Source organism: bacterium, assembly GCA_022616075.1.
Lineage (GTDB): Bacteria > Acidobacteriota > HRBIN11 > JAKEFK01 > JAKEFK01 > JAKEFK01.
On record JAKEFK010000211.1, the window covers coordinates 59712 to 86666 of the forward strand.

Consider the following 26955-nt stretch of genomic DNA (forward strand, 5'->3'; position numbering starts at 1 on the left):
TCACTGACTTATAACTGCGATAGATACCAGCGGATCGTTTTTGTGATCCCATCGCGGAAGGAGGTTTTGGAGCGCCAGCCGAATTCTTCAAATGCCCGGCTTGTATCTAAACAACGCCGCGGTTGCCCATCCGGTTTGGTATCATCCCATTGCACCGATCCTTCAAAGCCAACTGCTTCCTTAATCAAATCAACCAGCTCCCGAATGCTGATTTCTCCGCCTGAACCCAGATTGACCGGTTCAGTTTTCGAATAGGCCTCTGTAGCAGCAATGATTCCTTGAGCGGCATCTTCAACATACAGGAATTCGCGTGTTGCTCTTCCTGTTCCCCAGACGGTGACACTCGGCAAGGATTGAGTTTTGGCCTCTGCGCATTTACGAATCAAAGCGGGAATTACATGGGAAGTTTCGAGATCAAAATTGTCACGAGGCCCATAGAGATTTACGGGAATTAGATAAATGCCGGGAAATTCGAATTCCCGCCGGTAAGCTTGCAGCTGAACCAAAAGCATCTTTTTCGCCAGACCATAGGGAGCATTGGTCTCTTCGGGATAGCCGGCCCATAAATTTTGTTCCTGGAACGGAACCGGCGTGAATTTGGGATAGGAACAGACCGTGCCGATGCAAACCATCTTTTCGACCTGATACCGGCGCGCATATTCAATGATTTGAATTCCCATAATCGCACTATCGTAAAAAAACCGAGCCGGGTGCGCGCGATTCGCGCCAATGCCTCCCACCACACCTGCAAGATGAATTAACACATCCGGTTTGGCATCTTCAAATAATCGAATTAAGGAACTCGCTTCTCGGAGGTCGTACTCTTTGCTGCGTGGCACGAAAACATTTGCACAGCCTTTTTTTTGAAGCTGTTCCACTACAAAAGACCCAAGAAAACCTCCCCCACCTGTGACAGTTACCCGCTTGCCAGCCAGGTTCATGGCATTATTATATCTGCAATTCTCATCGACCACTTCTGGAATCAAGAACTGAAACTGCTTGCTGAAGGTATTCTTTCGATTTCAGGAACGCCTCGTGAAGCCGGTCCATTTCGTGATGCAATCGCTCCTTGCTGTTTTGGCGAAGCGCACGATTCAATCCAGGTAATTCAATTCCCGCGCATTCATTGTCAGGGGAGGGTCCCGCAACAACATTCCTGTAACGGAAAGGAACCGTTGTTTTACCTGGCTCTTCCGTAAAACTCAAACTCGCCTGGAGCAAAAAAGTGTTCATTCTTTTTCGATTCTCGGCGGAAATCCTGCGGATATCATCTGTCTCCAATTTTGCGCCAAGTGCGCCAACTTCTTTCACTGTTGCAATCAATTCGTTGATTTGTGCGGTCTGTTCCTTTCCTTGCATATTTTCCAGAAGTACCTTGGATAGTTGTTTCTCATAGTGAGTTGCAAATTCTGAAAAACGGAAGGGAAGGCGATCTTCATTGGTCAGCCTGATTGCATACAAAGCTAAGATACGTGAAAGATTGGCTGCGTAAGAATATCCAGGATCGCCGAATCGTTCCATCCACGTAAGGTTGTCGTAGATCGAATGGTACATCGGATAGTGGATTCCGTAATTGAGCTGTCCCAGTGGCACTCCTGCCAGATTAGAAAAAGGTATGGTGTCATCGCTGAAACCCGGCATGTCGTACTGTGTATGGAATTCGAGAACCGATTTCCCTGTATTGGGATCCGTGCAGTATTTCAAGACGTCGTCCAGCAATCCGCGGAGCCCGGGAAGAAGAGTTGCCGAAAAAACCGGTCCGCGAACGGAGTCCACAAAAAGCAGATTGGCAATTCCACCGCGGGCTTGTGGCAAGTGATGGTGAACCCAATTTGTAGAGCCGATCATTCCATATTCTTCGGCATCCCAAAAAGCGAACAGGATGTCCCGTTTTGGTTTCCAGCCGTTCTTTCGCAACTGCAACAACGCTTTCGCCGTTTCGAGCACCGCGGCCGTACCGGACCCAGGGTCAGAGGCGCCATAGATCCATGCATCATAATGACAACTCACCATCAGCGCTGGTTCTAACGTATTAGTACCTTCTATCCTTCCGAAAATATTCCGTATCTTTTTCGATTCACGGCGGCTTTGATACTGAATTCTCACACGAGCCGGTCCGGGCCCGATCGGGTAGGAATTGGACAACCAGCCTTTCCAGGCAGAGTTCGAGATTCCGTCCAGTCTTTGAAAAAGAAGCTCCGCCGCCTCGGTCGTAACCGGCAGTGCCGCTACAGTCGGTAATGTTGGTTCTCTTTCATCTTTTACTGCCGTAAATGGGTCGCCTGGATATACAAAGAATTTGAGCATGGAACCTCGCTGAGCTACCAGCGAATGAAGGCCGGGGCCACCCGGATAGGGTTGTTTTCTAAAACCGTGATCTTTCGGTTCCGGAAATAACAAAAGCCCTGATAATCCCTCTTCCTCCGCAATCATCTGTTTCATCCCACGGCAGCTCCCCTGCGCCCGCACAAGCGCAATCTTCCCGGCAACAGAAATGCCTTGTTGTTTCAGATATTCATAATCCGCTCGGTCTCCGTAGTTTGCGTAGATAATTTCTCCTTCGATATCGCTGTCCGGAATGTAAGCAAAATACGGCTTTTCCTGACCTGAAAGTGTTGTATAGGGGTCTTGCTGAAAAACCTTTTCCGAATACGGAATTTCCTGCGCGTCTGGAGCAGTCAGGAAAAGGGAACCGCTTCCTGGTTCCGGGAGTTCAACGGAATATTCGGTGGTTGAAACTGTAGCGCCACTCGATTGCAACTCTTTCATTATCCTATGGCCTACTGCGTGATTTTCAGGTGTGCCGGCCCGATGCGGTTTTGCCGCAAAAACCTTCATATTTGCTGCAATACTCTCACGAATGATCAGGTCTTCGAGATCATTCGCGTAGTTATCCAGAGCATTGCTTTTCCGGAAAAAAAAGAAGTAGACGCAGGCAGAGATCACGCAGAGAATCAGGAAGGAAAGAATTCTGGATCGCGTCACTGATGCTGAAAAGAACCCGAACGCCCGACAATTCCGAACGGTTCAATGGTAATGGTGCGAGCCGGATCAGCGATTACATATCCCAGTTTGTGCGCAGCGTAACCCGCGCGGCCTGCGATTTCAGTGATCCTGTTATATTGCGCTGAATCATCAGAAGTAACAACAGCAAAACCAATGCCCATGTTGAATACGCGGAACATTTCCTCGTTCGAGATGCGGCCCGCTTGCTGTAGAAAACGGAAGATGGGAGGGGGATCAGGAAATTTTTCGATGCGGTAACCCACGGGCGCCGCCGTGCGAATCAAATTAAATAAACCATCGCCAGTGATATGGAAGAGTCCTTTTATCTCCGCCTTCTTCATCATCTCCAGGATTTCTTTCACGTAGATTCTTGTGGGCCGAAGCAATTCCTCACCAAGCGTTTTTCCGAACTCTTCGACATACTGATGAACAGAAAAATGATTCGCTTCGAAACAGATCTTGCGGGCAAGAGTATATCCATTGCTGTGAAGGCCATTGCTTTCCAGGCCGATTAGAATATCTCCATCGTTCAAGTGCTGCCCGATTACAATTTTGTCCGGATCAACAGTGCCGATTGCTGTTCCAACAATGTCAAAACTGATTTTTCCCGGTTTTTGCGCAAGCAATCCAGCCACTTGAGCAATTTCACCACCGGAAAGATTGACGCCGGCCATTTCGCATCCCGCGTACAGTCCCCGGGCGACCTGCTCTAACAGTTTGGCGTTTGCTTCACTGACCGCGATGTAATCGACCATGGAAACAGGGGTCGCCCCCACGCACAGGATGTCGTTGACGTTCATCGCGACACAATCAATTCCGACAGTGTCGTACTTATCCATGGCTTCAGCAACCAGCAATTTGGTTCCTACACCATCTGTGGAAAAGGCAATGCCGAGAGGGTAACCCAGAGGGCGAAGATCAATTACGTTTGCAAAATAGCCGATCGGAAGCAGAGGACGGCACAGATTCAAGGAAAACGTTCGGGTTACATGCTCTAAAAGGCGACTTAAACTGTCTTCCTTTTTTTGCGCGTCAACGCCCGCGGATTTGTAATCCAGCATCCAGTCATTTTAGCGTAGTGGCAGAGCATTTGCTATTCTGCTCGAACAGATTCACTACTTCCAAGACACATCGACTAGCATGAACAAATCATCATTACAGCAAATGCTCTGCAGCAGTTTTGAAATATAAGCAGAGCATTTTGTGCCGATACAGAATTTCAAGCAAAATTCTAGTTTAGACTCCAAACTATTCATGTGCGCTGGATGGAAAATGCTCTGCCACTACGTTGAATCTGTGAAGAATTAAGCGTACCCATTCGGATGCGCTACCATCCACTTCCACGCGGAATCAATAATCGAGTTCAAATCCTGAAATTGCGGTTTCCATCCAAGCTCTTTTTGAATTCGGTCCGAAGAGGCAATGAGCACCGAAGGATCTCCGGGCCGGCGTTCGGTAATCCGCGATGGAATTGGATGGCCTGTGATTTTGCGCGCCGTATCCAGAACTTCTTTTACGCTGTAACCTTCTCCACCGCAACCCAGATTAAAAATGGAATTCTTCGTATGCTCAGCATCCAAAGCCAGAATGTGAGCTCTTGCCAGATCAATTACATGAATATAATCGCGAACACAGGTGCCATCCCGCGTGGGATAATCATCCCCAAAAACATCCACAGAGGATTTCTTTCCCTGGGCAACTTGCAAGACTGCAGGGATGAGATGCGTTTCGGGAACGTGAACTTCCCCATTCAGTTCTGTGGCTCCCGCGGCATTAAAATAGCGAAGGCTCGTGTATTTAAACCCATACAATTCACTGTACCATTGCAGCATCTTTTCAAAGGTTAGTTTCGTTTCCCCGTAAGGGTTTGTCGGCTGTGCAGGATCGTTTTCCTCAATTGGTTGTTTCGAAGGCTCCCCGTACACCGCAGCGGTTGAAGAAAAAACAAGATTGTTAACGCCGCAATCGCACATGGTATTCAACAAAGCCACGCTCGCTTCAACATTGTTCCCGTAATAATCTCGTGGCTTTTGCATCGATTCTCCCACCAGGGAGAAAGCAGCCATATGAATCACCGCTTCGATTTTGCGATCTTGTAACGTTTTTCGCACAACATTCCGGTCGAGCAATTCACCTTGCACAAAGTACGCACCCGAACACACCGCATTTCGATGCCCTTTGCTAAGATTATCAAGAACCGTCACTTCGTGGCCGGCATTCAGCAATTCTTCCGTGATAACGCTTCCTATATATCCAGCCCCTCCGGTTACCAGCACACGCATCGCACTCCCCCTTAATTTCTTCACTCTATCGCGGGTTCATATTGAAGATTTACGTTTACAAAAACAGGATCGGACGATTTTAAATCCGGATTGTAATAAAGAGATTGTGGAGCAGGATCTGTATGCTTTAGCAGTCGACTTCCCTCACCGGCCTGTTGTTCGACAGAGGTCAATGTTGAACCAGCTCCGCCTTCCAGCTCCAAGCGCCCGACCGCCTTTCCCCATTGCTTCTCCCACGTGGCAACTTGCGCGGCAGAAATTCGCGCTGGCTGATTGCCGATATTCAATTCTTGCAGCGGCTCTGGTGTGATAAAGACGCTGAGTATTTCGGCAATCTGATCGGGTCGGCCCGGAGTTAATGTAAAGTAGGGCGGCTTGTCACTTTCACCGGGAATCACAATCATTCGGCCAAGCGTCGTGCGGTTATATCCACTGGTGAGACGAGCGGTTGGAAATATCAAGTAAGGTTCACCGGTTGTGCCATCCCTGTATTGCTCACGATTCAACACGTAAAGATATCCGTCCCGCGCTGCTTCGATTGCGATTCGCACACGATCTCCTTTCGAGAGTATCCTGTTCCCTTCCACCCGTTCCGCGGAGAGCCGCTCGTTGCCGATCAAAATGCCGGCTTCATCCTCTTCAGCAGGACGAAAACGCCAGATCGTAATTCCGACAACACTTTCTTGCGCAACATTCTCTGTCACTACTTCCGGAGTTGTAACTTTGTATTCAGGCTTTTTGTTCGGCTTCGAAGCTGGAGCCGGTTTCGTCTTTTTGGCCGGAGCAGCTTGCTCCTCTTTTTTGACCGGTGGCTTCTCCTCTTTTTTGATAAAAGCTTCGGCCCAGATTCTGCGCGTTTCATCTTCCGCTGCCGCAATCGAAATAGAAAAAAGAATAAAAACAATCAAGAACAATAAGTTCTGTTTCATTTAATGATGCTCCAGCAACAATTGGTAAAGTAATAGATCTCCTTTAGCTTTCAATAGAGTTTGATTTTTTTCGAAGTCTCTTTTCGATTCTGTTTTGTCCGGTGAATGATTTTGGAAGAAGGTCGTAACCGTCCGGATCATTGCAAGATCCGTGATGGATCCGAATTTTTCAGGATTGGCGACACTTTTGACGGATTCCAGTTCGGGAACCAGCTTCGGAGAGAACACCATCCAGATTTTCTCTGTTCCCTGTTCTTCATCAAATATGAACCAGTCTTTCCCGGGAATCTTGATTTCCTGGTTCTGCATCAGATGCGCAGACCCATTGTTGTTCAATGTGGATGGAAAAAGGACAATAAATCCTCCTGGTCCCTCATTCATCAAGTACAGATACCCGGATTTCGGGGCCGTCACGAACAACTGGATACGATGACCTTTTTTGAAGAGAACCTCTTTTGGCAGGCGAAAAGGTTTAGCATCATCCGTTTCCTGTAACATCATGTGATAGTTCAAAGTGATTTCAGGCAATGGAGCAGGAGAAGGAATTATGGGAGCCGGCTTATCTGAGGAACGAAATGCCCAAAATGCAATCAGAACTGCCACTACGACCAGCAATAAATTTAATGCAATTCCAACTCTGGAAATTTTTCTGCCGGGAATTCCAGTGTCTTTTGTCTTCGCTCCCGAAACCCGCTCTTCTAATCGCGCAGTCGGCGCTACGTTTGAGTCCTGACGCAAAGCCCTTTGCAATTGTTCACCAAAATCGCGGGCACGTTTATATCTCTTGTCGGGATCAAAGGAAAGAGCTTTTAAAATCACGGCCTGTGCGGTTTCCGGGAGCTCCGGGCGCAGATTCTTTGGCGGTTCCTTGACTCCTGTGCGATGCATTTCCACTAACTGAAAAAGATTCTGAGCTGGAAAAGGTTTTTTTCCGGTAAGCATTTCATAAGCGACTATACCCAGAGAAAAAATATCGCTCGCTGTCGTGGGTGTGCCGGTCAACTGCTCGGGCGCCATGTATTCCATCGTTCCGGCTATTTTGGTTGGCTCAGCAGAAGTAACGTTGGAGTCACGAATTTTCGCTATTCCAAAATCAATGAGCTTCACAATCTCCTCACCCGGATGCGGCATTTGCAGCATAATATTCTCCGGTTTTAGATCGCAGTGAAGCACGCCCTTGTCGTGCGCCGCTGTCAGCGCCCGCCCCACCTGATCAATGATGCGAGCAGCCTCATCGAAATTGAGATGATTCTCCTGGCGGGTGAGTACCGATCGCAGATTCACACCTTCTACAAACTGCATGACCACGAATAACTGGCCATTGGGCATCTCGCCTGTATCAAAAATTCCCACAACTCCAGGGTGTTCGATGCGGACAAGCGCTTCAATCTCCTGCCGGAATTTTTTCGTGAGCCAATCTTCGGCCGCTGCATCCCTCAGTACTTTGATTACAACAGGCCGGTTGTGCAGCTGTGTGTCATGAGCCAGATACACTACGCCCATTCCACCCTTGCCCAGTTCTTGCTGCAGCTTGTACCGGTTCTTGATCAGCTGGCCATATTTGGGCGTTTCCGAAAACGCAAACGTCTGCTCCGAATCTGTCATTTCTTATTGCTTTAATATAAGGAAGGGATCATATTCCAATCCGCGGCGGTAGAACACTCGCGGTTGCTGCACCGTTCGAAGCCGGAAGTTTTGAATGCTTTCTTCGCCATCCACAAACGCAATTTCATGCTTGAGCAATCTTGCCTCTTGCATCTTTTCCGATTGCATTTCCGGAACACGTTGAGCAGCATAGTTCAACCATTCCTGAGCGAATACCTGGCCATCCTGCGGAGAATTGTCAGCGGACAAAGTCTTGATTCCTTCTTCGATCAGCGCATAAGTAAGATAGCCATGGCCCAGCCTTGCAGCTTCGAGAGCTGCCTGATAACCCTGCGACGCAGCAAGAATGTACATTCCTTTTTCATACGCAAGTTGAGCAAGACCTTTCGCGTTCATCGGACCGCGCCTTTTTTCCTGCGATTCCAGCGCCTGTCCGGAATTGCACGCATCAATGACCAGCAAAGTCTGGCTTGCGCCCACGGTTTCCAGAATCTCTTCCAGTTCTTCATCTGAGATTGCCTGCTGAATCATGCTTTGAAAAGCGATATCATCCATTTGAGCCCGTGATCCAGTATACCCAAGGTCATGCGGAACCATATAGAAATGCGCCTTGTCAGCGGTTCCATGGCCGGCATAATAGACGATCAGAGCGTCCTCCGGTTCCGCGCGCCGAACTCCTTCTCCAAAAGCTTTCAGCGCGGAAAGAATGTTGGATTTAGTCGCTTGTTGATCGAACAATGAAATCACTTCCACTTTTTCAAATTCCGCCAGCCGTGTTTGAGACTGTTTAAGGTTCTCACTGAATACCTGCGCATCCGCAACAGCAAATTTAAGATTAAAATCCGCATTCGCGTACTCATTGATACCGATTGCCACAATGTATACAACGCCTTTTCGCTTCAGATTTTCACCGCCCTTTATCTTAAGATAGCCGTCCATACTCTTCACATCATCGTGATTAAAAGCGTAAGCCACGAGTCGATTTTCACCGGCAACTAACGGCAATGTTGTTTCCAGTGTTTTTCCAGGTTGCCCTTGCAAAACATCTCCGCGCCACGCCTTCACGAGAGATCCGTTTCGAAAAAGCCGAACGTCCTGCGCCCCGCTTCCTTTGGGATTTTGCGCATCTGCCGCCGCTTCCTTTACCTCAATTTGAACGATGGCATTGCGGGAATCCCCCTTCGATTGAGAGCTGATCTTAACAACCGGTTGCCTCCGGTCCAGTTTCGAAATGTCACGGGGCGCTTGTGGCGGGGTGGCCGCAAAAACTTCAGAAAACAGGCCCGGATAGTAAAACTCATTAAAGAAGGTTTCCACCGGCGCTAAATCGAAAGTGTTTTGGGAAAATCTCCAAAGGATTTGATTCCAGGCCCCCGGCGAGCCGTCAAAAAGGCCGTCCGGTGTTGCAACCAGCCATTCGGTCGTGTAATGCAAACCGGGGAACTCCATCAAGGTCGCACGCAAAGTTCCATTGGATAAATCGCAGATCGACCGGCTTCCATCCCGAATCAAGCTGATAAGAAACTTTCCGTCCACTGTAAAGGCCAGCGCATCAATGCGATTATTGTGCGGCAATGTTCTCAAATGTTTTTCCTGTATTCGTTTCATAAAAATGCACCATATAACCCGGGTCCTGCGAGCTGATCGCGATCAGAGAACGATCCGGACTAAAAGCAAAAACAGGGTGGACACGATTGGGGGACCCGAACATTGACATCGGACTGGTATTATCGGTTTGAACCGGATCATTGCTGACCCTGATCGTTGAAATTCGACGGCCTGTTGCTATCTCGTAAATCTTTACGGAAGGAAACATCTGATCCGTATCTTCAATTGCCATCAGAGTTCCATCTTTGCTGAAAATCATTCGGTGCGTTTCCTCATCCCCAAAACCCGCAATATGAACTTCACCTTCTTTTTGTTCAACCTGACGCTTTTCCGTTGCAATGGTTTGGATCTGATTTCCGTTCTGCAGGTCGAAAATCTTAATCTCATACGGAGATTGCTGTGGCATGGCCTTCTCCCCACTCAAGCTCTTGGCCATTTCTTTTTGCATCTTCTCCATTTGCTTCTGCAGCTCTTTCATTTGTTTCTTATCCATCTTTCCGCCTGACATTTGCGGCATCTGCATACCTCCAGGCATCGCTATGACGTCAAACATTGAGGGTGTTGCAGAAGCTGCCCTCCCACCCATCGCAAAATACCGGCCGGACACATCAAAGAGACTCGCATCAATTGCCGCGATTTCTCCAATCGTGAAACTTCGCAGGATCGTTCCAGTTTTCACTTCTATGATTCTGATTTCGTTTTTGATCTTCATTGCCAACCAGGAACCATCCAGTCCAAATGCAAGCTCCTTCGGAAAAGATCCCTTGAAGGAAGATTTGCTGAGAACGCTCCATTTTGACTGTGGAATCCTGTCCACCCGAAACGAGCCAACGTCCATCAGGACTGATGGTAAGAGTCAAAATGGAACCGGTATGGCCGGTCTGTAAAACGAGCTCGGGTCTTGTATCTGCAGCTTCTAAAAGCGTACCAATCAAAAGAAAGAGTGCTATCCAATGGAATTTAGAAGGTCGCATGTTACCCACCCCTCAGCTCAACGTAGCGCGGGCGTCCCGCCTGCGGAACTGCGCAGACGAAACGTACGCGCTACATTCTCTATTGTACTGAAAAAGAGTACTTGTGCCGCAGGAATAAAAAAAAATAAAGGGGCGATGCAATGCATCGCCCCTTTGTGTGGAAGAGGTTTTAGAAACTGTACTTGAACCCTAAACGGACCGCGCGTGGAGAAAGATTCTCCTGCAGGTCGTTGAAGGTTGCAGTAGTAACGCGTCGTTGTCTTTGGACAACTGTGTTCGAATTGGTAACGTTAAACACGTCCAAAGCCAATGTAACGCGACCGTAATTGGAAAGTTCAAACACCTTCTGAACATTAAGATCGAGTGTGAAGAGGTTGTCGTAACGACGTTCTCCGATGGGTTCGAGCAGGATCAACCTTGCATCACCGTAGAAGTTCAACAGATTTCCGGAAGAAATCTGTGCAAACAACGGTTGGGGGAAGCCCTGCTGATAACGGACGAACCCGCCTGCGCTGAGGTCCCACGGGAACTGATAGATACCGCTTGCGCGGAAAGTCCATTCAGCGAACGGGAACACACCAGTCTTACCGCTGCCGCCGCTTGCAAATGCATACGGCTGCTCGTCGTAGAAGCTGACGAGTGTCGGATCGGCATAGACTGCGCGCGAAGCAATTCCATCACCGGTCACAACGAAGAAAGAATCGCCACCATCATAGTGCGCCTTCTGGCGTTGCAACGTGACGAAAGCGTTCAACATGAAATTGTTGCTCATACGCTTCCTGATTCCAAGGTCAACACCATTGTAGGTTTGCGTATAGCCATCAATTGTTTTCAGCAGTTGGGAGCCATCGTGTTCGAAGGTGATATCGCTGAAAGGAATGGAAACTTGCCCGGTCACCGGATGATTGAAAGTAAATACTCCGGCTGGAGCGTAATCCTCAGCAGTTACACCAAACGGAACTACCTGAGTGAAGTTATCATACGTGCGATGTGTAAAGGAAACGTACGCAGCAAGATCCTTGACAACTTCACGTTCGAAACCGACAACAAATTCGTCGGTAACAGCAGATTCAATATTACCGATTTTGGTGAACTCATCGAATCCTTCCTGAGTGAATGGGCCAGGACGTGCGCCACCATAATACCCACCAACTGAGTCGATCTCGTTAGGATCAATCAGACGGTCGCCGTTCAGGTTCGTGTAATAAAGAATCACACCGTTATAAACATAGGTTGGATTGGCGTACTGATCGTAGAACGGGACATAACCATCGTAATAGCGGGCATAGTTGCCGCGAACAATGGTCCTGCCATCGCCGCTAATATCGTACGTTGCTCCTAACCGCGGAGAAATGTCTGTGTATACATCACTCCGGTCATTTCCTGCAAAATCTACGCCGGAAATGAACTGTTCGAATCCGCCGGGTGCCGGAATGGATGACGCCTGGTTTTCACCGGACGCGCTATCCACACGGAAGCCGAGGTTCAGCGTCAACCGATCCATGCGCCATGTATCAGTCACGTATCCACTGGCACGGTAATAATTCATCGTGCCATTAAGGAAGCGCTGAGCATAGATAGCTCCGTAGGTCAATGGACCATTCGCTACGGTCTGGCCGTAATCAACAATCAACGCGCCATTTCCATAGCTGCTGAATGTATGACCTTCGGAAGCCTTGTATTCGAATCCAAACTTGAACTCGTGATCGCCACCCAACCAGCTCTCTCTGAACCAGTTCACGTCAGCATTGAAATCATGGGACGGACGATCAATCGGGCTCACGTTAAAAGATGTATCTTCCCAATGCGGAATGCTGGCTAGATAGATCATCGGAATTTCGCAAGGTGTACTGGGTGCACAGTTTCCACCATTGGGAGCGAGTTCAAAGCTTAATCCAATGTAGCCATAGCGGCCATTGATGATCGTGTGATCATTGGGAATGAAGGTATGCTGAGCGGTCCAGATCCCTTCCAGGATCGTTCCGGGGCTTCCCTGTTGCCACAATGTTTCTTCCGCTTGAGTCGGCGGATCGAAACCACGACCATCTTTTTCCTTGGCTCCGTCAAAGTATCCAAATTGAGATTCGTTTGCGGAGTTTGCATTGAAATTCACTTTGAAATTCAGATCCGTTAACTTCGTTTTGTCACTGAGTGATTGTCCGGTAAAAGGATTCGTCACTCTTGTGAACAAATCGATCTGGTTTCTACGCCAGGCGCCCCATGCAAAGAGTCTGTCTTTTACAACAGGACCGCCGATATCGAAACCCACGTCATAAACCTGATCGATTCTGTTCGAACGAAGCACACCAAGTTCGATCAACTCATCAGGTGTGTTATCACTCTGAAGAGAATCGTTTACAAAATAGTAAGAAGCGTTTGCTTCCCACTTATTTCCAGCACGTTTTGTAACGAGGTTAACAACAACACCTTTCGATCCCACGGAAGCATCCATGCCGCCACTTTGAATCTGGATTTCTTCAAAGGCGTCGAAATCATAGTAAGTGGGGGAAGCTCCCAGGGATAAAGGATCTGTTGCGTTGACACCGTCATAGTTCCAGCCGTTATCTGTATCGGCTGCGCCGCGCGCAAAGAAGCCGGTCTGCTGACCGGATTCGGAACCGGCAATGTTTACGCGATCATTGTCGACTCCGGGAGTCTGCTCAATAATGACCCAGGGATCGCGTCCCGAAGGTACTTTGTCCAGATACTCACGATTGAAAGTAGATTCATTACCCGTTTTCTTTGTATCGACAACGGGTGTTTCCGCCACAACCACGAACTCTTCGGTTAAGGTTGGTCTCAATGTGATGTCCAATTGGACTCCACCGCCAACACTTACCCGAATTTCCTCCTGTCTAACTTCCGTAAATCCTTCGATACCGAAGGTTGCAGAGTAGATACCGGGAGGAAGGTTCGCAAAACGAAAACCACCGGTTGGACCGGTCGTCGCAGTTTGCGGCTGAATCTCATTTGATTCCAATGTAACAGTCACGCCGGGCAGAGGGGCCCCCTTTTCATCTATTACTTTGCCGTAAATCGATCCTGCTCTGGTAGAAACTTGTGCCATCACAGGAGCTACAGCAAGTGCTAGAAGCGCAATTGCTACGAGGAATATTTTAAGCTTCATACGCTCCTCCTAATGAGAGTTAATGTGTGTTCAAGAACGACCTCCTTTTCGCAAGAGTCGTGCCATCAATTTCTCGTCGGTCTCGTTGGCACATTCATTTCCAAACAGGAGTGAGTGGTTCTTCAATTGGAACCGTGTAAAGTACCTTTCGTATCCGATTGTGGAACTGTGGAGCCTTGTTTCGTACGGTTCAATCCCGGATTCGCCACAACGAGCGATAATTCAGCTTATTGGAGTTTTAACTTAACACAGAGGCGCAGAGACACAGAGAAAAACATTTTTCTAATCTCTGTGCCTCTGTGTCTCTGTGTTGAATTAATCTACTTTATTAGATTTGCGGGCGGGGAGTGTGAGTGCGAGCTTGTCAACAAACTCGTAGAAGCGGTCTTTGTAATTCCGGCTCCAGGTCAGTTCTGTGCCGTCACTAAGGATCACGTGATATTCACCTTTCAACCATGGTTTCAATTCCCGAATCGAATCGACGTTCACGATATAGGAGCGATGGATCCGAATAAACGATTCAGGATCCAATTCCCCCTCCAGAGTCTGGATACCGGCGCGCACCGGATAATAATTCCCTTCACAATGAAGATGACTGTATTTTCCTTTGGCCTCAATCCAGTGAATTTCTTCCTGATTCACAAACAACAAGCTTCCACTAGAGCGAATCAAGAGTCTTTTCATTTTCTTCTTCTTATTGTCCCCTCTTGATTTCAAATCCACATCCTCCAAAAGAATGAGGCGACTGCCACAAAAAAGGGCGACTCCATTTCAGAAGCCGCCCTTCTCCTTCGTAATGAAGGAGCCATGAGGACTAAACATTAAGACGAAAATGAAAAGCAAAAGGTTGTGTAAATTTGAAAAATTTTTTGGGAGGAAGAAAAGATAGTTCTAAAGAATGAAAACTTTATCCCTCCTTTTCAGCTTGTGCGGAAATGAACACCTGGTGTCTGATAGAGTCGTTAACTCCTCTCTCATGGCTCTTTCATTGTGAAAGAGAAGATGGCGATCTTCCCCACAGATCGCCATTTTTTTTAAGCTCAACCGCCAAGGCGCCAAGAACGTCAAGAAAAAACTAAAAATATTTTGACGTTGGTGCCATAGCGTCTTGGCGGTTTGAATTATTTACAAACCTGTTCTTCACCTGTAACAAAGAATTTCGTACGCACCACTTTCGCAATCCCATTTCCGAACACTGTTACGACATACAGGTTGTCATAATCCGAATCGTCAATCTCCTGGACCTCGCCGCCTCCCAGCGCCTCAATAATCTCGGGCAAAGTATTGCTGTGACCCACCACGAGAACGGTTCCGCCAGAATGCTTCGACAAAATCGATGCTACTAACTTATTCGTAGTTCCCGCATCTACCGTTTCCAGGGAAATGCGCAAGCGTTTCGCAAGCGGTTCACCGGTCAATCTCGTTCGTGCGAATTGCGACGTGTAGATTGCATTCAAGCCTGAGTTTTCGAACATGCGCACCAGAAGCTCCGCTCTTGCGACGCCTTGAGGCGACAGTGGAGGATCGTCTCCGGAGGTTACGACCTTTTCGGCATGTCGAACGAGAAGGACGGTTGTGAGTTTTTGTTTCCCGAATGCAGCGCCACTCAAAAGAAAATAAAAAAGAACAATCAGTAATGTAATTCGTTTCACGTGACTCTCCTTATTTATAGCGCGTCCCATGCTTAAGGACGATATCCACATCTTGCAACAGATTGATGTGACGCAGTACGTCTCCGCGTACCGCAATGATGTCCGCATATTTGCCTTCAGAAATGGTTCCGAAATCTTTTTCGACTTTCATGGCAAGAGAAGGCCAATATGTTGCGGCGCGAATGGCATACATAGGATCCACTTTGAATGTGTTCACCCATGCGTCCAGTTCTTTCCAGGTTGATTGACTGTGAAAATTCATGGGAATGCCACTGTCCGTGCCGATCAGTAGCACAACACCCGATTCCATAAGCTGATGGAATTTTCGTGAAAGAGTTGGTCGCCGGTTCGGTGTTATTTGAAAATAGGGCAGACGCTCAGGGTGCAGGATGGAATCGCGAATATCCTGAATGATTTCCTGCGGCAATCCTTCCTGCCAGGAAGGATCGTCTAATTCTTCCGGATTATCCCGAATCGATTCGTAGTTCAATAAGCCTTCGACTGTGGGAGTCCAGAACAAAGGACCAAGATTCATTTTTGCCGTTCGTTCGCGAATCATCGATATGATATCGGAGGGATATTCGGGCGCGGAAGCCAGTCCGGTGTGTTCGAAACAATCCACACCCACTTGCAGGCCTCTGCGAATTTCTTCCGGCCGGTGTGAATGAGCAACCACGGGAAGCGAATGTTTGTGCGCTTCATCAACAACGGCATTCACTTCTTCCATGGTCATCTGATCCTGATCGATCAGCTTAATCATGTCCACACCGGCTACGGCCAGCTGCCTGATTTTTGCGCGCGCATCGGACACACCTTTAACTCCCCAGCGAAAGAATTCAGTTCCAGGATAGGGTTCGTGTTGAATAAAGGGACCGGACACGTACAAATTAGGTCCGGGAATTTTGCCCGATTTGATTGCCTCCCGCACGACAATACTCTCACGCAAAGGCGCGCCGAGATCACGCACACTGGTCACGCCGGCCAGTAGCAATTGTTTCGCGGAAGCAGGCATGATTACGGATTCATATTGTGGTGGATACGTTTTGTCCCAGTGTTCGTAATTCGCGTGACCGTTGATGTCCAGATGGACATGCATGTCCCACAAACCCGGCAAAACGGACATACCTTCCGTAGAAATAATTTCAGCGCCCTCTGGCACAGGCAACGTACCAACCTGTCCGATTGCTTTGATTCGTTCCCCTTCGATAAGGATTACGCTATTCCGGATCGGTTTGCCGCCATAACCGTCAATTAACGTTCCGCCCACCAGCGCTTTGAATTGTTGCGCGGATGCGGTTGCTAGAAAAAGAAAAGTAAGAAGAAGACAGAGGAGTGGTTTCAATTTCAATTACCTCCTGTGCCATTTTAGAACAAAGTAGCGCGGGCGTCTCGCCTGCGGAGCTTAGCGCAGACGAGACGTCCGCGCTACGAGCGAGAAGACAATCATACCGCCGGTGAGAAGCAGGTACATCATTTGCACCGAAAGAGTAGCCGTGCCATACCAGCCGGCAAAATCGAAGCCCGGAGTTTTCCCGCTGTCATTCATGACCAGATACAAAAACATCAGAAAGCTAACCATGAACGCTTTTGGGTTACCGCTTGCGATTCCAAGCGCAATCGCGCTCGATGCTAGGAATGCTGATCCGATGATGAGAGAGATGGATGCGGATGGTTTGAAGAGAATCAGCCGCAACACCGGGATGCATACAAGAAACAGAACAAATGCAAATGCGGTGCCCAGCTTCCACCAGACAAAGTGAGGTTTTAACAAAGGCATCGATTCCAGCATGGTGCTTGTTCCCGCACTCTTTTCGCGGGTTGGCAAATCTGCCAGAATCATTGCCACTCCAACGAAGAGTGCCGGTAAAATTTTTTGCTGTAGCGAGTCCATTCCGGAAAACAAGGATGCTGTCAATGAACCGAAGAGAAATAATCCTGTGAGCGGCTTTAACTGTAGAGTCAGCAGCACTTCAGAAAGGATCGCGTTGAAGAATCCCGGTCTTGCCGAAATTCTTATAGAAAAGAGAGGAGCAATAAGCGGCTTGATCAGGGCGTTCAACCTTCCCACAAGACTTCTGCGAGAACCGACCTGTGAGGACTTGATTCTTGTGGGATTAAACCGGTGAAATGCGAACATCGCGCCGATCACAAATATCAAAGGAAACAGTGTTGATACGATTCGAGACAGAATCCAGGACCGTGAGAGCGTTAAACCGGGAAACAGAAAAGGAGGTTGTGATGCATCAAAACTACTGCTTCCGATGGATAAAGAGTCTGACCCTGTAATTTGTTTTACCTGCTCCAGCATGAATGCAAAACTGAATGTATCAAAATAAGAGCTCCAGTTCGTTCCCCCGAGTTTTTCAGCTGAAACAGCGACCATGCCGAAAGCAAACATCCATACGAGAAAATAACAGAGGTCTCCAAACCGGCCGGAGAGCCAGCGAATAGATTCAAACAACAAAGCAATTCCAGACACAAAGATGATCATGGGCGGTAACAGAAGCGCGTAGTGCCATAGAAAAGAAGAAAACCGGACTGCGGCTTCTCCGCGTACAAGTTGCATCACCATACTGCTCAGCATGAATCCGAAGATGACGACCGACAAAAAAAGTACATTACTCAGAAAAATGCCAATCAAGTATTCGTGATTGCGGACTGTCGTGGAGGCGATGACGAATCCTGTACGCGTCCGCGTGTCCCTTCCGATTGAGTTACTAACAAGGTAGTAGCCCACCAACCCGAGCAAAATAGCGCAAACACGCCGGATCGATATTTTTTGGATACGTTTTCAATTCGAATCATCGGTATTCCCCTCTAGATCAACCGCCAAGGCGCCAACACGCCAAGCCAGTCAAAACAGAATTTCAAGGAGATATACGGATGAAGAGTGACTGTAGTTCTACTTAACTACATCAAGATTGGCTTTTGTCCAGGCGGTCATACCGCCCACGACGTTTGTAATACGAAGGAACCCCTCTTGTTCCAGCACGCTGGTCGCGGCAGAAGAACGATAACCGCCGGCACAAATCGCTGTGACTTCTTTCTCAGGATCGAGCCGGTTCACATTATCACGCAGTTTATTCAGAGGAATATGCACGGCTTGCTTGATATGCCCGGACGTCCATTCACCGGGCCTGCGCACATCCAGGAGCTGTTTCGTCGCGCCTTCTTTGATTCGACGTTCCAGTTCATCAACGCTGATTTGTTCGGTTGTGGCAAGGGGCAAATCCGCTTGATACCAGGTCAGGATTCCACCGCCAAGAAAACCAACGACATTTTCATGACCGACTCTGGCAAGACGCAGGCGCGCTTCCTGCACCCGCTCTTCGTTTTCGGCAACAAGAACAATCGGCGTCTTGAGCGGAATCAACGTACCGGCCCACGTAGCAAACTGGCCACCCAATCCAATATTGAGTGAACCTGGAATGTGTCCTGTTCCATATTGATCAGCCGAGCGTGTATCCAGAATCACGGCGCGTTGATCACGAAATTGCAGGGCATCCGCCGGCGAGAGTTCTTTTAGTGACGGCAGCTCATCGAGCGGAATCGGCCCTTCGCGATTCAACTGGGCATCCTGACCGAAATAAGCCGGAGCCTCCGGCAAATCGGTCGTCATCATGTCTATGAATTCTTCGCGTGGCAACGGCCGCAACGCATAGTTGAACTTCCGCTGCTCACCGATTGTTGAGCTGGTTTCACTCGAAATATTCCGCCCACACATGGAACCCGCGCCGTGCGCGGGAAACACTTTCACATCGTCAGGTAGTGTCAGCAACTTTTGATGCAAAGAGTCATACAACATTCCGGCGAGTTGCTGCGGACTCATCGTAGCGCCCAACAAATCAGGGCGCCCGACATCACCGATGAACATCGTATCACCTGTTAAAACTGCTACCGGGTTCTCAGACTCTTCCCGATCAAAAACCAGAACGCAAATGGATTCCGGTGTGTGCCCGGGAGTTTCCAGGAATCTTAACTTCACCTTACCGAACCGGACTTCTTCTCCTTCCTGAACCGGAACATGTTCAAAACGAGCTTGCGCCTTTGAGCCAAAATAGATTCTTGCGCCGGTCCGTCTGGCAAGCTCCCGATGTCCAGAAACAAAATCTGCGTGCAAATGAGTTTCGATCACATGCTTGATCGTAAGATTCTGGCGTGCGGCTTCCTCTATATATTGATCCACATCACGTTGCGGATCTACAACAGCAGCCTCATCGTCGCTGCCAATCAAATAGGAAGCGTGAGCAAGGCACCCAAGATAAAATTGTTTGAAATACATCAAAGCAATTATAGCTGAAAAAAGTAGCGCTGGGCGTCCCGCCTGCGCTTCCACAGGCGAGACGCCTGTGCTACTTTTTTTATTGGTTGATAAGGGCGAGGTAGGCGGGATGATTGCGAATGTTTTCCAATTCCGGATCCCGTTTCATCCATTCGAAATCCCGGCGTCCGAGCTGGATCGATTTCGAGAGCCAGTGCACTGCTTCTTCCTTCTCATTCAACAAACTGAAAAGACAGGCGAGGTTGTACATCAGTACCGGGTCTTTCGGGCTCAGGTCGGCAGCGCGTTTTCCTTCTGCAATTGCTTCGGACTGCGCATCCAGCCATGCATAACTTGTCGCTAGAAAGATACGAGCTCTTGCTTCATTCGGAAAATCCTGAACATACTTGCGGCAGGACTCAATCGTCTTCTTACGGGTTTCAATCGCGATCTCGTGCATCCCCATATTTTCATAAGCCTGCGATAAATCAGCATACGCCGTGTAAAAATCCGGAAGGAGTTCAATCGTTTTCCGGAATCGCTCAGCAGATTCCTCATACTGGTTCATCCGGTACAACAAGCGTCCCGAAATCCACGTAGCGAAGGGGTCATATGGATCGAGTTGCACCGCTTTTGAGCAGGCTTCTCTTGCATCTTCAATCATCCGTTTCAAGAAATAAGCAAGACCCAGGGCGGCATATGCCTGGGGTAAATTCTTTTCCAGAGCCAGCGCCCTGCCGGCATGAACGATCGATTGATCGGCCAGTGATTCAGGACCACCATAAAAACTCAGGCTGATCGCGTAAGCCTGCGCCAGACCCGCATGAGCCAGAGCATACTTGGGATCTGCTTGCACGGCCTGCAAAAAATAATCGATCGCGCCTTCTACACCTTCCTTGCTTAACCTGAAAATCATTTCACGGCCGCGTAGATAAGAATCATAGGCTTCGAGATTTTCCGTGTAACGTTTCGCAAATTCCTGTTTTTCTGATTTGGTTAAATGAACTTTCAGGGCCACTGCGATTTTTTGGGCAATCTCTGATTGGATTTCAAAAATATCTTGCAGGTCGCGGTCGTAACGCTCCGCCCACATCGAACTTGCCGTACGCGTCTCCACAAGTTGAGCTGAGATTCGCAACCGACTTCCCGCTTTTCGGATACTACCTTGCAAAATGTGAGTCACTTTCAATTCCGAAGCGATATCCTTGATGTGAATCTCCTGGTCCTTGTAGGGAACAACTTGAGTTCGCGGCCTGACTTCCCAGCCTTTCAGTTTGGAAAGCTCCGTAATAATGTCTTCAGTCATTCCGGCCCGGAAATAATCACTCTCCCTTTCTTCGCTGAGGTTTTCGAAATATAAAACAGCAATCGAAATAGCGGGGCGCGCAATGGAAGTCACCGGGCGGGCGAAATCGATCGATTTCCCTTTCTCTAGTAGTGTGAGATCTGCTACTAATTCTTTAGCAGAAGGATAACGTAACGCTGGATCTCGCTGCAGACAGCGGGCTATTATTTTTTGCAATGAAGAAGGAATTTGCGGGTTCAGCGAGGAAGGGGGAGCTGGATTGCAGTTCAAGATGTTTTGCAGAGTGGCGCCCGGATTCTCACCCGTAAAAGGTGCGCGGCCGGTCGCCATTTCATAAAGCAAAGAACCAGCTGAGAAAAGGTCGCTGCGTGCGTCCAGGAATTTTCCTTCGATTTGTTCCGGACTCATGTAAGGAATGGTTCCGACAACAGCATCGGTGGAAGATGTGTAGTCATCCTCAAGGCGCGTTTCGAGAAATTTTGCAAGACCAAAATCGAGAATCTTCAGCTGATCCAACTTCCGGATTTGAATGTTTTCCGGTTTCAAATCGCGATGCAGAATCCCGCGCTCATGTGCCTCCGATAGAGCGTCTGCCAGCTGAATTCCGAGCCGGATGATGCGTTCCAGATCCAGAGGTTGTTCCCTGAGCTCTTCCTTCAGAGAATGCCCTTCAACGTACTCCATGGCAATGAAGTCTGTACCGCCGTCTTCACCTACTTCGTAAATCGTAGCAATTCCGGGATGGCTCAGAACTGCAGCCGCGCGAGCTTCGCGCAAGAAACGTTTCTTCCTTTCCTGGTTTGCCCCTTCAGGACGGATTAATTTGATTGCAGCGGAACGGCCAAGTTTTGTATCCTCGGCAAGAAAGACTTCTCCCATGCCGCCAATTCCAAGACGTCTCATTAATCTGTAATGAGACACGCTCTGCCGGTGAAAATCTTTATCGTGGAACATCTCGTCTTCAATTTGTTGATCGATTCGCATTTTCACCGAAGCGGGAAGAGAATATACCGGCAAGCTCAACGGAAGTTTATGGAGCGTTTCCTGAATATTTTTCAGCTCTGTTGTGCAAGTATCACAACCGGATTCCAGATGGGCAAGGACTCTGAGGCGCACCTCTTCCGGTTGCTCATCGAGAGCGTACCCGATCAACAAATCTGAAAACTGATCGTGAGCCATGGTTATAGTGAATTCTTCCTTATCTAATGGTATACGTTTAAACTCTCAGGAATAGATTATTGTACATGAACACTGAACAGAAGACCGTCGAGATTACCAAAACCCGGGATCAGCTCGATCAACTTGCCTGGCTCCTGGACAACTGTTTTAAGATTCCCGGCACAAAATGGCGATTTGGACTGGAAGCGGTGCTCGGTTTGGTGCCAGGGGCCGGCGATATCATAAGCGGGCTTTTGGGACTCTTCTTGCTCATACGCGCTTTTCAGTTCAGGCTTCCAAAAATCGTAATCGTGAGAATGCTTGTTAATAGTTTGCTGGACTTCGCAATTGGCGCGATCCCTTTTGTAGGTGACGCGTTTGACTTCGTCTACAAGGCGAACACCCGGAACATGAAACTATTTCATCAATACGCCGAGACCCCTTTGAAAAGCACGAACAGGCACTGGATTTTCATCGGCGGTCTGGTTGCCGCATTTCTTGGGATGGCTTTTGCCGTTCTTGTCGTTATGATCTGGGCGATTTCCCGTTTATTTGGTGGTGCTCAGGGGTAGCGAATCGAGCCACTGACTGATTTCATTCGCCACAGAGGAAGGAGGAAAGAGGTGTCCGGCTCCCTTTAACATAAATGGTTTCCCTGAACTGAGACATTTACGGATTTTTGCGCCGGAGCCATGAGTTATCTCATCATTCTCCGCCTGAATCAAGAAAACAGGCCGGCCTGAAGCAGCCTTAAGAAATGAGCAAATGTCCGGAGAACCTGGAACGATCAAAATCAAACCTCTCACTTTTGAGCTGGAAGCAAACCATTGCGCCGCTGAAACTGCGCCCATGCTGGCACCTATTGCAATCACCGGCACTTTTTCAAGCTCCGGATTTTTGCGAAGCGACAAAAGTGCATTCTCTGCCGCTTCCAAGATATTCCCGGATGAGGGAGCTGTGAAGCCGGCTACGGCATAACCGTTTGGGTTTAGTGATTCCCCCCAGAGTTTTACTGCGTCCCCTTTTTCTACGTAACGATGGAAGTAAAGAAGGAGAGCTTTCGGCGGATCGGATGGCATTGCAAGAAAACCTTGCATGTCTGCCCCACCGTGCTGAAAAGTAAATGTTGAGAGGATCAACAGCAGAATCATTCTGCCAACATTATACCTGTCTCACGCAACCTTCAATCCGAGCTCACGCGCTTTTGAAAGCAGAAACCTGTACTCTTTTCCCCGGAATTTGTAGTAAGCGGAATCCAGCAGAACCGTTTCCAATTCAAAGGATCCCGGCGAAATAACATCTACAACTTCACCGGAGTTCAGATCCCGAAGTTTCGGATCTTCATATCGCCTTGGCTCAAGTTTTTGATCCCCAAACATCTTTTTTAACCTCTCTACCTATATATAATCGGATGAGCTCAGAAAAAGTTGTCATGGCAACCTCAATAAGTTTGTCGTAGAAACCTTCAAATCCCTTTCATACATCCTCGAGAACGTTGACGGGTTTATTCTCGTATGGAGTATTTGTTATGATTAAGGCACCAATTCGTGTCTCTCGGAGCTCATGGCGCTAAAAGACAAGTTACCTGAACTTCCCAGCCTGAAGAATCGAGGCGGATTCTTCTGGCTGATCGTCGCTGTCTTCGGGATGGCTTTTCTCAGCTCCAATAAAGACGTTCTGATTGCTGCAATCGTTTTTGGATCGATCACTTCCTGGATCTTTCTTCCAATGTGGATGAGACACAAAAAGCAACTTGCACAGACTGCCGCGCAAAAGAGTCCCGAAGAGGAAGGTAAGATGAAAAAGCTGGAAGAGAGACTGCAGAATCTGGAAGCCTTGATATGCCGGCTCGATTCGGAAATGAACTATCAACTGGAGAGGTCATTGAGTCTGGGCAGGATTGTAACGAATCCGGATGCTGCAGGAGTCAGCCAGATGCCCACTACCTTTATGAATGTTGCCACAGCCCTGGAAGGACGTTATCAAATCCTGAAAGAGCTTGGTCGCGGGGGAATGGGCATTGTGTTCCATGCATATGATAAAGAGCTCAGAGAACAGGTGGCGATCAAAATCCTCTCACCCTTACTGAGTAACGATCAAGACGCATTGCAAAGATTAAAAAGAGAAGTATCTGCGGCGCGGCGGATTACGCATTCGAACATCATTCGCATTCATGACATTTCCGAAATCAATGGACTCACATTCATTTCGATGGAATATTTTCACGGCACGAGTTTGAAAGACTATATAAAAAGGAATGGCGCACTATCGATGATGCAAGGTTTCAACATCGCTGCTCAAGTTTGCGATGGACTGGAGGCCGCGCATCGTGAAGGTGTGATTCACAGGGATCTTAAATCTCAAAACATTATTCTGGATCAGACAAACCGCATCAAAATCATTGATTTTGGGCTAGCAAGAACCGCACACATGGAAGGCATGACGGCGACAGGTCTCATTATGGGAACTCCCGAATACATGGCGCCGGAACAGGTATCCGGCAAGAAAATTGATGAGCGCGCCGATATCTACTCACTCGGAATCATTTTGTATGAAATTTTTACGGGTCGCGTTCCTTTCACAGGAGATTCAGCGATCGCAGTTGGCTTTATGCAACTGAAGGAAGAGCCGGAGCTTCCAACGAAAGTGAATCCCGGAATCTCTACAGAAATTGAAAGGATTATTTGCAAAGCACTGGAGAAAGACCCCATTCACCGTTATCGCACGATCACGGAATTAAAAAAAGATTTGGAAGCAGCAGTGCTGCAACCGCAAGACATATCCAGGACAGCCCCTCAAAGGGTACAGGTGGAGCAGGTCAAATCCTGACCCTGGCCACTAACATTTTTTGTCATCAGGATCTGAATCCGCCCCGTAAGTGATTGATACTTCTAGCCCTTAGATATGGCAGCATAATTGCACAACAAAAATTGGAGGTGTAGGGAACAATGAAAAAACAGACGACGATTACTCTCTTCTTCCTTTTCTTTTGTCTCATGCAGTGTTACGCAGCTACCTATTACGTCTCCGTATCGGGAAATGATTCCAACCCTGGAACCCTGCCTCTTCCGTTTCGAACCATTCAAAAAGGTGCGGACGTTGCGAACGCGGGAGATACCGTTATTGTAACCGCCGGAACCTATGTGGGGGCGAAATTCTCAAAATCCGGGACCATATCTGCGCCGATTCGTTTTATCGGACAACCCGGGGCCATTGTAAATGCAAAGGGTTCATTGAACACCAACAACGACAATCTTTGGATCCGCAATGCGAGCTATGTTCACATAGAAGGATTTGAAGTGCATTCCGCTTTGCGTTCAGGCATTGCTGTTCAAGGAGAACCTAGCCCGGAAGTTCATGGAATTGTGATCCGGAATAATTACTGCCACAACAATTCACGCTGGGGAATTTTCACGGGTTACGCCGAAGGAATTCTAATTGAAAACAATGAAACCTCCTTCAGCGCAATCGAACATGGAATCTATGTTTCCAATAGCGCGGATAATCCCGTCATCATTGGCAACAAAGCGCATCACAACAACGCTTCGGGAATTCAGATCAATGCCGATCCGGCACTGGCAGGCGATGGAATCATCTCCAACGCATTGATTGATTCCAACATCATTTATGAAAACGGAGCTGCCGGCGGAGCGGCCATCAATCTGGCATCCGTGATCAATTCTGTTGTTCAGAATAATTTGCTTTACAAGAACGTTGCGGGTGGAATTGCCGGCTGGGATGATGGAGAGGGAAGCAATCAGTTCGGCACACATCACAACAAAATCTACAACAATACAATCGTGCAACCTTCGAACGGCAGATTTGTCATTTCTTTACTAAACGGTTCCACCAACAATGAGATCAAAAACAATATTCTTATTCATCTGGGAACTCGCGGTTCCATCAATGTCGATTCGGAAAGTGAACCGGGATTGGATTCCAATCGCAATGCGGTGGTGAATGTTTTTTCCTACAACGATGGCGCAAGTTTCGTAAGTCTTGCAACCTGGCAATCGCGCGGGCATGATTTGAATTCGTTCATTTCAAACACAACTGCGCTTTTTGTGAATGCTTCTGTGGACGATTACCACCTGAAGGCAGGTTCACCGGCAATCGACTCCGGTTTTCTGCTCGCCCAGGTTACGGACGACCTGGAAGGGAATCCGCGTCCCGCAGGCAGCACGCATGACATCGGCGCATACGAATCAGGATCGGGATGCGTCGATACTGAGCCGCCATCGACTTCGATCACTTCTCCTGGCAATGGCGCCACAGTCAGCGGAACGATTACGATTTCGGCGAACGCATCGGATGATTGTTCGGTGAATCGCGTAGAATTTTTTGTCGATGGGAATCTGATCGGTACTGACACAGGCTCACCCTACAGCACAAGCTGGAATACAACCACGGTGGCAAATGGAAGTCACAGCCTGACAACGATCGCATATGACAATGCAAGTCATAGCGCATCATCTTCGCCGGTCAATGTCAACGTAAACAATGCCTCGGTCTCCTTCTCCGATGACTTCGAAGATGGAAACGCCGCAGGCTGGACGCTCACCGGTGGGACATGGTCCGTTGTGAATGGCGATCTGACCGGCACAACGAAGGACGGCAGGGCCATATCACCCAATTTCGGCGGTTGCACTAACTGCACGATCGAAACAGATGTCAGAATTCAAACAGCCTCAGGACGCGCCTCTGTTTTCGGATGGTACCAGAGCAGCTCGACTAACGTGGAGCTTCAAATTCAGGATGACAAAAACCGCTACATTCTGAAACAGGTTTCCGGAGGCACAACCGTTGCTCAACTAACCGTTTCGAGAACGATCGCCACAAACACGTATTACCACATTAAGATGCAGTTTGATGGAAGCAACTTCAGGGTATATGTGGATGGTGTTTTGATCATCACGCTCGCGCCCGCAACTACGCCGTCCGGTATTGTGGGCTTTAGAACGTGGTCACCGAATAACAAAATAAAGACCTGCAGCTTTAAAGGCATCGTCGTCTACTAATCAAATCCCCTGTGATTGGGGCGGCTTCG

Annotated in this window: 21 protein-coding genes; 3 read left to right on the top strand and 18 right to left on the bottom strand. The window is 48.3% G+C overall.

Translation table 11 applies throughout. The features are described from left to right. Nucleotides 1-8 precede the first annotated feature (8 nt). The 16 genes from L0156_17200 to L0156_17275 all read right to left on the bottom strand — a co-directional run bounded on the left by L0156_17200 (nucleotide 9) and on the right by L0156_17275 (nucleotide 21929). Nucleotides 9-941 carry a GDP-L-fucose synthase gene (locus tag L0156_17200; GenBank protein MCI0604726.1) on the bottom strand — a complete coding sequence of 311 codons (933 nt, stop codon included), beginning with the start codon at nucleotides 939-941 and terminating at the stop codon, nucleotides 9-11. Nucleotides 942-963: 22 nt separating this feature from the next. Then, nucleotides 964-2985, bottom strand: coding sequence for a M28 family peptidase (locus L0156_17205; GenBank protein ID MCI0604727.1), 2022 nt, complete (start codon nucleotides 2983-2985; stop codon nucleotides 964-966). Beyond that, nucleotides 2982-4067, bottom strand: a complete 1086-nt coding sequence (purM, locus tag L0156_17210; GenBank protein MCI0604728.1) for a phosphoribosylformylglycinamidine cyclo-ligase — start codon at nucleotides 4065-4067, stop codon at nucleotides 2982-2984. Before purM ends, L0156_17205 begins: the two co-directional genes overlap by 4 nt. 243 nt (nucleotides 4068-4310) lie before the next feature. Beyond that, on the bottom strand, nucleotides 4311-5288 hold the full coding sequence (gene galE, locus L0156_17215) for a UDP-glucose 4-epimerase GalE (GenBank protein ID MCI0604729.1): 978 nt from the start codon (nucleotides 5286-5288) through the stop codon (nucleotides 4311-4313). A 20-nt stretch (nucleotides 5289-5308) separates the two neighbouring features. Then, nucleotides 5309-6217: a DUF4384 domain-containing protein gene (locus L0156_17220; protein MCI0604730.1), complete on the bottom strand. Its 909-nt coding sequence runs from the start codon at nucleotides 6215-6217 to the stop codon at nucleotides 5309-5311. Continuing rightward, nucleotides 6218-7822 carry a serine/threonine-protein kinase gene (locus L0156_17225; GenBank protein MCI0604731.1) on the bottom strand — a complete coding sequence of 535 codons (1605 nt, stop codon included), beginning with the start codon at nucleotides 7820-7822 and terminating at the stop codon, nucleotides 6218-6220. Between the two features lie 3 nt (nucleotides 7823-7825). Continuing rightward, nucleotides 7826-9430: a caspase family protein gene (locus tag L0156_17230; protein MCI0604732.1), complete on the bottom strand. Its 1605-nt coding sequence runs from the start codon at nucleotides 9428-9430 to the stop codon at nucleotides 7826-7828. Beyond that, a complete protein-coding gene (locus L0156_17235; GenBank protein ID MCI0604733.1) occupies nucleotides 9384-10142 on the bottom strand; it encodes a hypothetical protein in 759 nt (252 codons plus the stop codon). Before L0156_17235 ends, L0156_17230 begins: the two co-directional genes overlap by 47 nt. Beyond that, entirely contained in the window at nucleotides 10054-10404 is a 351-nt protein-coding gene (locus L0156_17240; GenBank protein ID MCI0604734.1) for a WD40 domain-containing protein, read from the bottom strand. The genes L0156_17235 and L0156_17240 overlap by 89 nt, the downstream gene beginning before the upstream one ends. Nucleotides 10405-10573: 169 nt before the next feature. Beyond that, the gene (locus L0156_17245) at nucleotides 10574-13531 is read right to left on the bottom strand and encodes a TonB-dependent receptor (GenBank protein MCI0604735.1); all 2958 of its coding nucleotides are present in this window, start codon (nucleotides 13529-13531) and stop codon (nucleotides 10574-10576) included. A gap of 315 nt (nucleotides 13532-13846) precedes the next feature. After that, on the bottom strand, nucleotides 13847-14215 hold the full coding sequence (locus L0156_17250; protein MCI0604736.1) for a LytTR family transcriptional regulator: 369 nt from the start codon (nucleotides 14213-14215) through the stop codon (nucleotides 13847-13849). Between the two features lie 437 nt (nucleotides 14216-14652). After that, nucleotides 14653-15183 (bottom strand): histidine phosphatase family protein, encoded by a 531-nt coding sequence (locus L0156_17255; GenBank protein MCI0604737.1) that lies wholly within the window; start codon nucleotides 15181-15183, stop codon nucleotides 14653-14655. Between the two features lie 10 nt (nucleotides 15184-15193). Next, nucleotides 15194-16525, bottom strand: a complete 1332-nt coding sequence (locus L0156_17260) for an amidohydrolase family protein (GenBank protein ID MCI0604738.1) — start codon at nucleotides 16523-16525, stop codon at nucleotides 15194-15196. A gap of 60 nt (nucleotides 16526-16585) precedes the next feature. Next, nucleotides 16586-17791, bottom strand: coding sequence for a hypothetical protein (locus tag L0156_17265; GenBank protein MCI0604739.1), 1206 nt, complete (start codon nucleotides 17789-17791; stop codon nucleotides 16586-16588). Between the two features lie 294 nt (nucleotides 17792-18085). Continuing rightward, the gene (locus L0156_17270) at nucleotides 18086-19465 is read right to left on the bottom strand and encodes an MBL fold metallo-hydrolase (GenBank protein MCI0604740.1); all 1380 of its coding nucleotides are present in this window, start codon (nucleotides 19463-19465) and stop codon (nucleotides 18086-18088) included. Nucleotides 19466-19544: 79 nt separating this feature from the next. Continuing rightward, complete coding sequence (locus L0156_17275) at nucleotides 19545-21929, bottom strand: protein kinase (GenBank protein MCI0604741.1); 2385 nt, start codon at nucleotides 21927-21929, stop codon at nucleotides 19545-19547. A 65-nt stretch (nucleotides 21930-21994) separates the two neighbouring features. On the opposite strand from L0156_17275, the gene L0156_17280 reads away from it, so the two are divergent. Continuing rightward, entirely contained in the window at nucleotides 21995-22480 is a 486-nt protein-coding gene (locus tag L0156_17280; protein ID MCI0604742.1) for a DUF4112 domain-containing protein, read from the top strand. Here the strand turns inward: L0156_17280 and L0156_17285 are convergent. Beyond that, on the bottom strand, nucleotides 22457-23059 hold the full coding sequence (locus L0156_17285; GenBank protein ID MCI0604743.1) for a hypothetical protein: 603 nt from the start codon (nucleotides 23057-23059) through the stop codon (nucleotides 22457-22459). The two genes, L0156_17280 and L0156_17285, sit on opposite strands and share 24 nt — an antisense overlap. 21 nt (nucleotides 23060-23080) lie before the next feature. Continuing rightward, the gene (locus tag L0156_17290; GenBank protein MCI0604744.1) at nucleotides 23081-23287 is read right to left on the bottom strand and encodes a hypothetical protein; all 207 of its coding nucleotides are present in this window, start codon (nucleotides 23285-23287) and stop codon (nucleotides 23081-23083) included. A 184-nt stretch (nucleotides 23288-23471) separates the two neighbouring features. Between L0156_17290 and L0156_17295 the strand changes: the two genes are divergently transcribed. Beyond that, nucleotides 23472-24737, top strand: a complete 1266-nt coding sequence (locus L0156_17295; protein ID MCI0604745.1) for a serine/threonine protein kinase — start codon at nucleotides 23472-23474, stop codon at nucleotides 24735-24737. 119 nt (nucleotides 24738-24856) lie between these two features. Beyond that, nucleotides 24857-26926 carry an Ig-like domain-containing protein gene (locus tag L0156_17300; GenBank protein MCI0604746.1) on the top strand — a complete coding sequence of 690 codons (2070 nt, stop codon included), beginning with the start codon at nucleotides 24857-24859 and terminating at the stop codon, nucleotides 26924-26926. Nucleotides 26927-26955 lie beyond the last annotated feature (29 nt).

Bases quoted from the DNA above. Each gene is read 5' to 3' on its own strand.
- L0156_17200 (MCI0604726.1), bottom strand. From the start codon at position 941: ATGAACCTGGCTGGCAAGCGGGTAACTGTCACAGGTGGGGGAGGTTTT.
- purM (MCI0604728.1), bottom strand. From the start codon at position 4,067: ATGCTGGATTACAAATCCGCGGGCGTTGACGCGCAAAAAAAGGAAGAC.
- galE (MCI0604729.1), bottom strand. From the start codon at position 5,288: ATGCGTGTGCTGGTAACCGGAGGGGCTGGATATATAGGAAGCGTTATC.
- L0156_17220 (MCI0604730.1), bottom strand. From the start codon at position 6,217: ATGAAACAGAACTTATTGTTCTTGATTGTTTTTATTCTTTTTTCTATT.
- L0156_17225 (MCI0604731.1), bottom strand. From the start codon at position 7,822: ATGACAGATTCGGAGCAGACGTTTGCGTTTTCGGAAACGCCCAAATAT.
- L0156_17230 (MCI0604732.1), bottom strand. From the start codon at position 9,430: ATGAAACGAATACAGGAAAAACATTTGAGAACATTGCCGCACAATAAT.
- L0156_17235 (MCI0604733.1), bottom strand. From the start codon at position 10,142: ATGAAGATCAAAAACGAAATCAGAATCATAGAAGTGAAAACTGGAACG.
- L0156_17240 (MCI0604734.1), bottom strand. From the start codon at position 10,404: ATGCGACCTTCTAAATTCCATTGGATAGCACTCTTTCTTTTGATTGGT.
- L0156_17245 (MCI0604735.1), bottom strand. From the start codon at position 13,531: ATGAAGCTTAAAATATTCCTCGTAGCAATTGCGCTTCTAGCACTTGCT.
- L0156_17250 (MCI0604736.1), bottom strand. From the start codon at position 14,215: ATGAAAAGACTCTTGATTCGCTCTAGTGGAAGCTTGTTGTTTGTGAAT.
- L0156_17270 (MCI0604740.1), bottom strand. From the start codon at position 19,465: ATGTATTTCAAACAATTTTATCTTGGGTGCCTTGCTCACGCTTCCTAT.
- L0156_17275 (MCI0604741.1), bottom strand. From the start codon at position 21,929: ATGGCTCACGATCAGTTTTCAGATTTGTTGATCGGGTACGCTCTCGAT.
- L0156_17280 (MCI0604742.1), top strand. From the start codon at position 21,995: ATGAACACTGAACAGAAGACCGTCGAGATTACCAAAACCCGGGATCAG.
- L0156_17285 (MCI0604743.1), bottom strand. From the start codon at position 23,059: ATGATTCTGCTGTTGATCCTCTCAACATTTACTTTTCAGCACGGTGGG.
- L0156_17290 (MCI0604744.1), bottom strand. From the start codon at position 23,287: ATGTTTGGGGATCAAAAACTTGAGCCAAGGCGATATGAAGATCCGAAA.
- L0156_17295 (MCI0604745.1), top strand. From the start codon at position 23,472: ATGGCGCTAAAAGACAAGTTACCTGAACTTCCCAGCCTGAAGAATCGA.
- L0156_17300 (MCI0604746.1), top strand. From the start codon at position 24,857: ATGAAAAAACAGACGACGATTACTCTCTTCTTCCTTTTCTTTTGTCTC.